The sequence below is a fragment of the Bacillus songklensis genome (assembly GCF_042649685.1).
In the GTDB taxonomy this organism is placed as follows: Bacteria; Bacillota; Bacilli; order Bacillales; family Bacillaceae_H; genus Bacillus_BA; species Bacillus_BA songklensis.
Genome location: NZ_JBHRZT010000067.1, coordinates 13,160 through 25,394, shown reverse-complemented (window position 1 = coordinate 25,394; position 12,235 = coordinate 13,160). Strand labels below are relative to the sequence as shown.

Annotated in this window: 11 protein-coding genes; all 11 read right to left on the bottom strand. The window is 35.4% G+C overall.

Features of this window, described 5'->3' with window-relative positions; all coding sequences use genetic code 11:
• Positions 1-12 precede the first annotated feature (12 nt).
• Positions 13-1,044 (bottom strand): glycosyltransferase, encoded by a 1,032-nt coding sequence (locus ACFOU2_RS15310; RefSeq protein ID WP_377916582.1) that lies wholly within the window; start codon positions 1,042-1,044, stop codon positions 13-15.
• Between the two features lie 87 nt (positions 1,045-1,131).
• Positions 1,132-2,328 carry a glycosyltransferase gene (locus tag ACFOU2_RS15305; protein ID WP_377916580.1) on the bottom strand — a complete coding sequence of 399 codons (1,197 nt, stop codon included), beginning with the start codon at positions 2,326-2,328 and terminating at the stop codon, positions 1,132-1,134.
• A gap of 9 nt (positions 2,329-2,337) precedes the next feature.
• Positions 2,338-3,081: a glycosyltransferase family 32 protein gene (locus ACFOU2_RS15300; protein ID WP_377916578.1), complete on the bottom strand. Its 744-nt coding sequence runs from the start codon at positions 3,079-3,081 to the stop codon at positions 2,338-2,340.
• Positions 3,082-3,299: 218 nt separating this feature from the next.
• Entirely contained in the window at positions 3,300-4,421 is a 1,122-nt protein-coding gene (locus tag ACFOU2_RS15295; protein ID WP_377916576.1) for a glycosyltransferase family 1 protein, read from the bottom strand.
• 81 nt (positions 4,422-4,502) lie between these two features.
• The gene (locus ACFOU2_RS15290) at positions 4,503-5,570 is read right to left on the bottom strand and encodes an EpsG family protein (RefSeq protein WP_377916574.1); all 1,068 of its coding nucleotides are present in this window, start codon (positions 5,568-5,570) and stop codon (positions 4,503-4,505) included.
• 106 nt (positions 5,571-5,676) lie between these two features.
• On the bottom strand, positions 5,677-6,576 hold the full coding sequence (locus tag ACFOU2_RS15285) for a glycosyltransferase family 2 protein (RefSeq protein ID WP_377916572.1): 900 nt from the start codon (positions 6,574-6,576) through the stop codon (positions 5,677-5,679).
• 23 nt (positions 6,577-6,599) lie between these two features.
• Positions 6,600-7,796: a glycosyltransferase family 1 protein gene (locus ACFOU2_RS15280; RefSeq protein ID WP_377916570.1), complete on the bottom strand. Its 1,197-nt coding sequence runs from the start codon at positions 7,794-7,796 to the stop codon at positions 6,600-6,602.
• The gene (locus tag ACFOU2_RS15275) at positions 7,718-8,785 is read right to left on the bottom strand and encodes a glycosyltransferase (protein WP_377916568.1); all 1,068 of its coding nucleotides are present in this window, start codon (positions 8,783-8,785) and stop codon (positions 7,718-7,720) included. The genes ACFOU2_RS15280 and ACFOU2_RS15275 overlap by 79 nt, the downstream gene beginning before the upstream one ends.
• The gene (locus ACFOU2_RS15270) at positions 8,748-9,914 is read right to left on the bottom strand and encodes a glycosyltransferase family 4 protein (protein WP_377916566.1); all 1,167 of its coding nucleotides are present in this window, start codon (positions 9,912-9,914) and stop codon (positions 8,748-8,750) included. The genes ACFOU2_RS15275 and ACFOU2_RS15270 overlap by 38 nt, the downstream gene beginning before the upstream one ends.
• Before the next feature lie 41 nt (positions 9,915-9,955).
• A complete protein-coding gene (locus tag ACFOU2_RS15265) occupies positions 9,956-11,257 on the bottom strand; it encodes an HlyD family secretion protein (protein WP_377916564.1) in 1,302 nt (433 codons plus the stop codon).
• Positions 11,258-11,331: 74 nt separating this feature from the next.
• Complete coding sequence (gene galU / locus ACFOU2_RS15260) at positions 11,332-12,216, bottom strand: UTP--glucose-1-phosphate uridylyltransferase GalU (RefSeq protein ID WP_377916562.1); 885 nt, start codon at positions 12,214-12,216, stop codon at positions 11,332-11,334.
• Positions 12,217-12,235 lie beyond the last annotated feature (19 nt).

Here is a 12,235-nt window from a genome sequence, read left to right as displayed (position 1 = left end):
TTCCCCCATCAATCATTTATTTCTGAATCTACTGTAAGCAGTAGCACAATATAACCCCATAACAGATTTTCTTTTTATCATATTTATTATAAATTTTTCATATCTTCCTAAAGTGTTGTAAATTTCACTATAATATATAGGTAGTGCATCCCTAATATATTTATTGCTCACCATATTCTTTACATATTCATACCTTTTACTGAAACTTACATCTTTACATGGCGCAAAATACATATGTATGTAAGACATTACACTTTTTATAAGCCTTATCGACTTTAGTTGATGTATCTTCACTTTATCAATCTTACCAATATATATTTCTGGTAATTCTAAAGTGTATACTCCTAAAGCTATGCTTAAATAATTATTTTCTAATATATTTCTAGTGGCACTTCCTATAACCTCTCTATAATGATATCCTGTATAATCTATATACTTCATAGTGGCTGCATTACTAAAAAATTGTATATTAAACAATTCATCCTCTCCTAATATAACCTTTTCTGGAAACTTCACATTACTTTCTTTTATTACTTTCTTTTTATAAACTTTATTCCATACAGCATTTAAATTCTCTTCCTTAAGGAAATAAAGTAATATCTCCTGTTCTATATAATCTTTATTAAGGATAATTCCTATCGGAAATGGATACTTCGTAATTACTTTATGCCCTTCCATCTCACTTTCAAAATTTGATATGACTACATCACAATCACTTTGTTTTGCTGAGTTATATAATATTTCATACATATCTTTTTCTATATAATCATCAGCATCAACAAATCCAATATATTCGCCAGCAGCTATATGTAATCCAGTATTCCTTGCAGCACTTACACCTTGATTTTCTTGATTTATAAGTTTTATTCTATAATCCACTTTTTTATAGTTCTCAATAATTTGCCTGCTACGATCCTTAGAACCATCGTTTATAAATATAAACTCGCACTCTTGAAGTGTCTGACTTAAGAGTGATTCGATACATTCAACAATATATTTTTCCGCATTGTAAACAGGTATTATAACACTTACTTTTTTACTCATGTCTGTATCCCTCCTCCTTTACTAACGAATCTTTTGAATCATAATTTTAGATACATTTTTTATGGTACCTAATTAAATTTGTTGTTTTTAATCTCCTATAATCGCATACAACTTATCTAATTCATAACTATTACTATAATCTGTTTTACTGCAGTTGTTAGTTAACCCATTTCTTACAACAGAATTCTTATATAACTTTTCAATTCCAGTTGCTATTCCTTCAACTGATAATTCTGTAATATATCCGTCAATCCCATCCTTTACCTGGCTTTTGGCTGTTGTGTAATTCGTGATCATAACTGGCTTTGAGAGAATTTGGGCTTCCCCCACTGTCACAGCCTTTCCTTCATATCTGGATGGCTGGACGTATATATCAGCTGCTTTCATATATGGATATGGATTAGTTTGTTTCCCTAATAATATAAAACTGTCCTCCAGCTTCAATTCTTTAATCAAGCCTTTAACCATCACTTCATCTCCGCCATATCCGACTACATACCAGGCTATATCTTCATAACCTTTATCTTTTAATATTTTTAAAGCTTTAACGGCATTATCGATTCCTTTCGCATGAGATAATCTAGCCACTGTTACAACTTTAAACCTGTTGTCATTAGTCAGAGGATTATCTACTACTTCATTAGCCATTTTTTTTATGAACTCTGGAGAAGTGATATTTTCTATTACAATAACCTTTTTTTCTAATTGATGATATTTTTTTATAAATGAACTTTTGCATGCTTCCGATACAGCTACAATATGATCAAACTTATTCCACATTTTCAAGTCCATGTTTATATTCGTATCCACTGTAGAATAATCCGTATGAATCCATGCAATTTTTTTCTTGGCCTGAACCTTTTCAGAAATAAAATAATGCGGCCACAAATAACTAATAGCCGCATCATATTCTTTATCTATTTTCGGCAGAAACGGCAAAGCATACTTCCACATTAATTGCATCTGGTAATATCCTGGCTCCGCTGTTTTTTTTATTCTTCCTGTAAGATCAGCATTTATCTTTGATAAAATTCTTGCCAATCCGATACTATACTGCTTATCTTTTAGTGTTTTACTTATGGATTTTCTAAAAGTGGTGTATTGTGGAATTTCATCTAATAGATTTGCTTTATTAGAAACTAAATCCATAAAATCACCTTGATGTTTATACAGCATTAAATCAACAACATGGTTCTTGTAATCAAAGTTTTCAAGCATACTTATAAGACTTCGTTCTACTCCTCCAACTTCCATATCAAAAGAGGCGATCAATATATCTTTCATTTTGGCCTCCTAAGTTCTTGAAACTAATTTTCTAATTCTAGCTATATTGTCTCCACCTATCATTTTAGCTGCTATTGTTTTTATATTGCCTTTAAATCTTGCTTTGGGCGGCAGCCAGCTTTTGTAAAAATGATGCATAGCATACGTGGTTTCAGTTATAAACTTCCTACAGTTGATATAATCGTATGGAGAGAAATATGTTTGAGGATAAAATGTCCCTATATTATCTATTTCTTGATATTGTCCATTGGTTTTTAGTCCTATGTTTTTTAGTATCTCGGTAACGATCGCTACGTTGGTTAGATCATCGTAACTTCCATCTTCTTTAATGAAAGTCTTTTCTGTATATGAATCTAAAAATGTTTTGATCAGCTTATTACCTTTCGCTGCCCCTATCGTGCTCGTAGCTATATAGTTCTCTTGTTCAAATCCCCAGAATGAATCATGATGCAATAGATCATCGAAGGGTTTGAAGACTTCAACATCTGTATCTAAATAAATTCCTCCAAAGTGGTATAAAACGTGTACTCTTACATAATCACTCACGAAGGCGAATTTTCTAGATTCATAAGCCTCTCTTACATATGAGTTACAGTTTATTTCAAAGCTATCTTCGTTCCACTCTGTGATTTCATATTCTAACAAATTTTTTTTCCAGCTCTCTATACACCTTTTTACTATGTCTGGTTTTTCTTTTCCTCCAAACCAACAATAGTGAATCGTTTTAGGGATTTTATTACTGCTTGTATTCATTTGGCATTCTCCCTTCATAACAAAGCTAAATTATAAGAAGTTACTATATATGTTTGAAAGAGGATGGTTTAATTCTGTTAATGAACTTATTAAATGACAAAATTAGAATTTAAAAATAAATAAGGAAATGGTCAAAACATTTATTATAAAACCATTTCTCAATAATTACTCATGCTTTTTATATGCATTCATTTATAATAGAAATCAAAATTTCAGTTTTAAATGGCCTTATTTATATAAAGATCCGCCAGCCTTTTTGCCGTTGTAGCAGTATCATAGCCATTCCTACGTATCATTTCTGATGTATCTTCATGGTTGCTTGGTGAAGAAAGTATTTCGTGAGCCCAGATGTTCGGCGAAGCATTTAAACCTATAAACTTCACCCTCCCTGTTATATCAGTATCACGGGTAATAGTATCAGATAAAATACAACTCAAACCTGCTGCCTGAGCTTCTATCAAAACAACTGGTAAACCTTCATAAAGCGATGGGAGTACAAATAAATCTATTCCCTGTAATAATTTCGGAATATCATTCCTAACACCTAAAAATTTAACAGCTAAAGATAAACCTAATTCGGCTACTTTTGTTTCTAATCCCGGACGTAAGGGCCCATCACCTACCATTACAAGCATAGAATCTGGATACTGATCATGCACTGATTTAAAGATATCTATTAGAAAATGGTGGTTTTTCTGTTCCGTAAACCTGCCTACATGCCCCAATACTAGTTTCCCACCTGCACAAAGTTCATTCCTTGCTTCATGTCTCAGCTTTTCATTGTAGATGAAATCATTTATATTTACAGCATTATTAAGTATAAGAGCTTGTTTCTTACTATAAGTTTTATTAAAAAAAAGATACTTAGCGGCTTTATTACTACAAGCTGCCAAATTAGTTGAAAAAAGAAAGATACACAAGCGCATTATAAACCGGAAAATTTTTCGCGATATACCGCCTCCGCCTTGGTCAGAAGTGTTATGCGAATGAGAAATACGCTTTTTAATACCTGCTAAAAACGCTGCGAGCATGACAACTCCAGAATTGAACATAGCATGTGAATGGATAACATCTGGTTTTATTTTACGTAACACTCGTACAAGATTAACGATATACTTAAGTGTTCCTACCTCATGACGCCCGGGTATTCTATAAATTCTCCCCCCTAAAGACAAGACTTCATCATCGTAGTGAGCCTTAGACTTTTCATGAATTAAAAAATCAAATTCCACTTTCTCTCTATCTATAGAACGATACATGTTCATTACAAATGCTTCTGTACCTCCGCTCCACAAACCACCTAATACTTGTAAAACTTTAATCTTTTTATTTGTATCCATACTCCCACCCTTTGTCTTTGTAATAAGTCTGGATAAACTTATTGGAGTTTAATTATTTTTAGCTTGTTTTAAATTAAAAAGTTAAATTTTAATAAAGTCACTCTCATAAATAACGTTTAAAGTGATAACACTCTCATAGAAATAGTAAATAAAATAACATACTAAAATGGTATAATATACAAATTTTTGATTTTTATCTGCAAATAGCTTCACAACCCATGAAATTAAAATCAAATTGTATAAGCCAAAATAAAAAGTAAATCTTGCAAAAATCCAATTTTGTGTTGAAATCAGCATAAAAACTAACCCTAATATAGACATATTCACAATGTAGTCACTTTTCGGGAAAATTTCTCTAAGTTTCTCTCTCCCAAGGTATGCAAGCACAAGTGGCATCGCATATACAACAACCCTGATTACGTTTGCGCCGCCCTCAGAAAAATTTTTGTACTCACTATATTTTGTATCTTCTATAGCAGCAAACAAGGCTCCTGTAAATTGATTGAACCCTATAACCATAATGACTGAAAAAAGAAGGATCATAAATGTTTCCCAAGTCCATGCTCTCCTTCTAACAAGAAAATACATGGGAATCAGAATAAGTGCAGTTTGATGAAAGGTTGATGCAAAAAGAACTACAATCATGTACTTCTTCCATTCACCATTAAATATATATTGTGTGGCCGCAAAAAAAATAGCAGCTGCTAGAAACTGCCTAATTCCATTCATTGAAGTTAAATACATTCCGTAAGTTATATATACATATAAACTCAATTCAAACATTCTTGAATATTTATATAACACAAGTACTATAAGTAAATTTGTTATCAACGCAGTTGTAAAAATTAACAACTGAGGATCATCTGTAGTTCTTTGCAAAAGCATCTGGAAGAGGTTGAACCCAAAATCCGCTTTAAAGCCGATGTCATCCCAACTCAAAGGTATAGTGACATAGGAATGTATATAGAAAACTGTATCACCAATATTATTTCGAAGACCTGAAACTAATATCAAAATCGTTACAGCTAAAAAAGTCAAAAATTTGTTTGGTTTTATAAAAGTAGATTCAGCAGGCACAGGAGTGGCAAAATATCTCGCTAGGAAAGAAAGAATGTACACCGCAAAAAGACTTATCCAAAATATTGTCATTTGCCAAACCCTTTCATCAAGAATGCAAGTATATAATTAATACGAAAAATAATGTGCAGATTTTGATCTTATTTCTCGTTAGTCTAGTTAAATAAAAATAATGTCATTAGTTATTTTTTAAAACCGTAGTCTTATTTGTATTCTGAATGTAAATATAGAGCAATACTCCAAATGGGGTGGCCGCTAACGTAGTCAATTTACATGGCGAGTCAAACAAATATTTGTAATTTTTCAGCATTAAACTACTTGACACATAATGTATACATTCTCGAAATCTTTCCTTAAACGAAGGAGCATACTTCATGGCAACTTTTCTAAAAAAAGAGAAACCCCGGGGGTTTCTTTTATATTGGTTAATGATATTCATACTCGAGCCATCTGGTAAGTATTCAACATGACAAAGGATCTCATTCATAATAAGTAACGGATGTTCTTGATCAATAAGAATATACTTGTAACTTAATGGACAGTATTTCTCACCTGGAAATAGAGGATAGGGTGGTGTTTTTTTTGTTAACTCTGATCTATACACTAACTTTTTGTCACCCTTTACCTTGTATTTCCCATATAAATTGGACAGTGTAGATTCCCTTAATTCTCCTGGAATTTTAGTCCCAATAATCTGTCTATCTGGAGTAGCATCAAGCCCTACGATGCCAGCATATTTATTATTTCCATACTTGCTCCAAAAAGAGATTATCTTTTCTACAGCGTCATCAGCCATATAGTCATCTGAATCGATACAGACATTAAGTTCTGTATCGATTAATTCATATGCTGTATTATGCGCACCATGCATACCTTGATTGTCTTGATAATGATAGCGGATTGGAACTGAACCACTGGAAATCCAACTGGCTACAAGTTCCTTTGTGTTATCAGTAGACCCATCATCTACAATAAGCCATATAAAATCTTTACAACTTTGTCTTTTTAAGCTTTCATAACACTTATGTAATGTATAAGCTCTATTGTATGTAGGTGTGAAAACCGTGAGTGTTGTCATTAAACCTCACCTCTTTATCAATTCTAGCTATAGTTTTTTGTATAAAAATTACTCAGCCATTTTATATTTGTAGAAACATCATAACCTCTATCGATGATGCTCTGTAAATCTGTATTTCTCTCTGTATTGTATTCTAAAACTTTATCCGCCCATTCTTTTGCTGACAGATTTAATGTTAAAAAATCTACTGAACCTGTAACGTTGGCTTCTTTTGGCGTCCCTGTAGATGTTATACATTTCAATCCTGAAGCCTGAGCCTCGATTAGCACTACTCCAAGCCCTTCATATAATGATGGAAATAAAAATAAATCCATAGCTTGCATAACATCAGCGACATCTGTTCTTAATCCTAAAAATTTAACCACCTCAGTAAGGTTTAATTTTTCTACCTTTTTTCTAACCTCCTCCATTAAATCTCCCTGTCCAATTAACAACAGTATCGCATCATTGTTTTTTCTATATACTTCACTAAATACATCTATTAAAAAACTATGATTCTTTTGTGGGTTAAATCTACCTACATGACCTATCACAAATTTATTTTCTATATTTAGCTCTTTTCTCAATTTGTTTCTTATTTGTTCATTGTAACTAAATTCATTACAATCTATAGCGTTTTTAAAAATTATTAATTTGTTATTGATTTCCAAACTGTTTCCAAATAACCATTTCCCGGCTTCATCAGAGCAAGCAAAGAATTGATTTGTATTTTTATTTAAATTCATTCTTGCATATAGCCTAAATGGAAATTTATAATCTAAGGGCAATCCAGCTAGATGACTATGTGATATCCTACAAGGTACATTAGCTTTTTTGGCAGCCCTTAAAACAAATGCACTATTTTCGTTTATATGGGCATGAACAACCTTATACTCTGAATGCTGTTTGAAAAACTCATCTAACATCATAAAATATTTCCTATAGTTACCAGGCCTTATAGGTGGCATTCTATATATCTTACCACCCATACTTTCTATCTCATCATCGTAATCTCCACGTTCCATCCGATTTACCATAAAATCAAACTGTATTTTATTTCGGTTTATATGTCTGTAATAATTCATTAACATCGTTTCCAATCCACCACGATTCATGATGGTCACTACCTGCAGGATCCGAATTGGTTCCACGGCTTCCACTCCTATCTCATTATCTTTCTGAGCCAATCCATAGCCACTAGCATTAAATAAAAACCAGTTGCAAACCTTGACTTTGCGCAAAAATAAAACGCCCTCCAAACAATTGGAAAATAGGTCATCTCAAATTGCTTGAAGGAGCGTTTTATACGATTGTCATTTAGGATTGAATATAGTTTCCTGATTTTCATCAAAACCGATGCTTTGTTGCTTTTGCTGATTGTATTTAAACCAAGCCCCAATGTATTAAGACAGATGCGGTTATTGAGGGCTATATGGAATTCATGCTGCATATTATTTTCATTCAAAAAGCTTTCGATCATACTGTAAAGTTTGAACCATTGATCCTTTAAATCGGGCTTATACCCGGCTGTAACTGAAGTTGTATTTGCCCGCCAATAATGATAAAAAGGTTTATTGAGAAAGACAAACGTATTGGCATAATAGAATGTATGTATATTAAAAAGGGAATCTTCGTTAGTGCCTATTACGTTAAGATCGATGAAATTGATCTTATTTTCTTTAATCATGTCGGCACGGTATAGCTTTGACCATACGGTCCCCCATGCATCCAGAAGTTCCGGATTTGCTACTTCTTCATTCATAGGCCCTACCAAACGTCTCATAACCTCGAGTTTTACTTCTTCATTTTGATAGCAAATCTTTTCAGGCATATTGAACTTTTTTTCCTTTGAATGTGTTCCAAATTCACGAATGTACGTACACATCACGATGTCTGCTTTTTCATGGATAGCAGAATGATATAATTCTTCATACATTTCTTTGTCTACCCAGTCATCAGGATCTACAAAGCCAATATATTGCCCCTCTGCTGCAAGTATCCCCTTATTTCTCGCTGAAGACACGCCACCGTTTTCCTTTTCTATGACGACAATCCGACTATCTTTTTCGGCATATTTCTTAAGGACTTCCGAGCTTCTGTCTGTAGAACCGTCGTTTACTGCAATAATCTCAATTTCTCTAAGACTCTGTGCTAGTAGACTATCTAAGCATCTGCTCAAATAACTTTCTACATTATATATAGGCACGATTACGCTGATTTTTGGTTTCATGTGTATCCCCCGAAATATAATGTGTATAAATTTTATTTAATTCTGAATGAACATGGGATAATGAGTATGTTTTCAAATGTTTTACACTTTCTATCCCCATTTTTTTCCGCATATCATTTGATTGGGCAAGCTCCAATATTCGCGCAGAAAACAATCTATCATTTGCAGGTGGTATAACATAACCATTAATTTTATCCTTAATCAATTCTCTATGCCCTCTATTATCACTGGCTACAACCGGAAGCCCGCACGCCATCGCTTCCATGATGTTGACAGGAAGCCCTTCGCGAAGGCTTGAAGCAACAGCAAGATCGCATATCTGCAGTAATGAGGAAATGTCGCTTCGGTGTCCAAGAAAATGAACCATATTTTCAATCCCTAGCCTGGTAGCCAGGTCCCGGCAGTCATCAAGTAGAGGCCCTTTCCCCGCCAGCAAGAGCTTTGCGTTCGGCACTTCATCTTTTAATAAGGAAAAAGCATGAAGTAATAGCTGCTGATTTTTGTTCTTATTGAACTCAGCCGCAAAAAACATTAAAAAATCGTCCGGTTCATATCCGTACGATCTTCTCAGTTCATGCTTTTTGTCCTCATTCAAAGGCTGAAACTTCTCTGTATCAACACCAACACCATGAACATGTTCAATGCGCTTTGCCTTAAATCGATGATTAACTGCTAAATTATAATCTTCTTCATTAATCGTGATCAGGCAGTCTGTATAACGGGCCAAGCCTTTTTCAATCGGATAGTAGATCATCCAGTTTAAAAGAGGGGCACCTTTACAAAAATGAAAACCATGCGCCGTATAAATAACCTTTGTTCCCTCTTTCCTTGCCCGGCGTGCAGCCAATCGTGCAAGTACTCCTCCCATCGGTGTATGACAATGAACAATTTTGTACTTGTTTTGATCCATGATGGCTTTTAGCTCCTTGTAAGCATAAAAGTTTGCCGGATTAAAAGGAGATCTTTGGATCGGAATGTTATACTTTTTATCTACATACGGAAGGTCCATGTTACCGCTCGCTGCAACATGGACCTCCCACCCCTGCTCTTTAAACCATTTCATATATGGCAGATGAAATGCTTTAAAATGATAATCGACTGTTGCGCAAAACAGTACTTTCCCAGGCATTTTTATCACCCTCAAGTTTTTTAGTTATCGTACCTTATCCATCATTGAGGTTCGTTGCCTCCGTTTTCCATTTTCCAGCTGACGATAGCCTTCATGCCGCCTTTTATTTTATGGTCGGTGTTGTCGATCAACACCTTAACCGGGTATGTTTGTTCATTCTTATTAGGCATGAGCCCAATATAAACAACCTTTCCTTCAGCTTTGATCCCTTGTGTTGGAATCTGTACTTTTACCGGCTGATTCTCCTTCCAGCGATTGATCATGCTTTCTGGAACATCGATACTGATGTAAAGCTTATCCAGGTTCGTGATCACAAATAATGAAGTTTGTGGTGAAATGGATTCTCCAATTCTCCCTTTTTTCTCTGTAATAAATCCGTTAACAGGTGCAATCACCGGCAGATTGTTATACTGGCTGCGAATAGCTTGCAATTGCTCTTTTGCATCTTTAATGGCTATTTCCGTCATTTGACCTGTCACACGGGCAGATTCTTTTTGCAGTCTCATTGTGTCTTCAGCAGACTTATCTGTTTCCCTGGCAGCCTTTTTCGCTGTTTCCTGTTCACGCTTCGCCGTTTCCTGATCATACTTCGCTTTCTCTTGATCATACTTCGCTGTTTCCTGTTCATACTTTGCTTTTTCCTGTTCATACTTTTGTTGGATATCAGCTTTGACTGTCTCGGTTTCTACCTTTTTCTTTGCTCTTTCCAGTTCAGTTTCCGCTTTCGTTTTTGCCGAAGCAGCCTGATCCAGCTCTTGCTTGGAAACGAGCCCATTCTCAAACAGCTCGTTCGTCTCTTCCCACTCTTGAGTGGCTTCAGTAAGTGTCATCTCCGCATCCTTCACGGCAGTTTTAGCTGCTTCTAGTTCCGGAAACCCCGAAAATTCCGGTGCCTCTGGCATTTTGGGAGCTTCAGGAGGAAGCGTTGTATTAAGACTTGCCATGGCCTGATTGAGACTTGCCATTGTTTGATTTAAGGCAATTTGCTGTTCCATTGCGGTTAAATGTCCTTGTGCTTCAACGATCTTTACTTGATCTTCTGCCTGCTTGACTTTAGCGGCCAGATCACCTTCATCCAGTTCTGCCAACTTTTGTCCTTGTTTCACATAAGAACCTAAGTCAGCATAAATATTTTTGATTTTCCCTCCGATCGATGGAGAAACAAGTACTTCTTGATACGGTTCAGCCCGACCGCTTAGCGTCATCTCTTCTTGGGAACTGTCTTGTTTTACATCCTTCGCTTCCATTTGACTGGAAGATTGTTTAGAAGCTTTTGTATCTGTGTTACATCCGCTTAACAGCACGATACAGCAAACAGCAGCTCCTAATTTCTTTAATGCCATCGAATTTCTCCCCTTTTTGCGGCCATTGCTCGGTATATAAATGGATTCCCTATCTCATTTTCCAGCTTTATCCTCTAAATCTTCCTGGATAACTCTTTTTCCATCACACCTGCAAGATATTCTAAGACATGGTCCTTTAACTCCTGATGCTGCAATGCAAATTCAATCGTTGTTTTGATAAAACCCATTTTCTCGCCAACGTCATAGCGTACACCTTCAAAATCGTATGCATAAACGGCTTCGTACTTATTTAATTCCGCGATCGCGTCGGTGAGCTGGATTTCCCCGCCAGCCCCCGGCTTTTGGTTACTTAAAATCTCAAAGATCTTCGGACTAAGAATGTAACGCCCCAATATAGCCAGATTAGATGGCGCCTCTTCTTTCTTTGGTTTCTCAACTAAGCTATTGACATTATAAAAACGGTCACCTATTATTTTTCCGTCTACAATGCCATATCTTGACACTTCATCATCCGGTACATGCTGTACCCCAATAACGGATGAATTGTGGCGCACATATTGTTCGATCATCTGCTTTAGACAAGGTTTATCGGCTTTTACGATGTCATCACCTAATAGCACAGCAAATGGCTCGTTTCCAATAAATTTACGGGCACACCAAATCGCATGACCTAATCCTTTCGGTTCTTTTTGGCGAATGTAATGGATATCCACTAGTTTGGAAGACTTTTGGACCTCATCTAATAAATCGAACTTACCCTTTTCCAGTAAATTGTGTTCCAGCTCGAAGGAATGATCAAAATGGTCTTCAATCGCCCTTTTTCCTTTTCCTGTCACGATAATAATGTCTTCAATCCCCGATTCTACCGCTTCCTCCACAATATATTGAATGGTTGGCTTGTCGACGATTGGCAGCATCTCTTTAGGCATCGCCTTTGTCGCCGGAAGAAATCTTGTCCCAAGTCCTGCCGCTGGTATGATGGCTTTTTTTACTTTCATCTTTACATACACTCCTTTT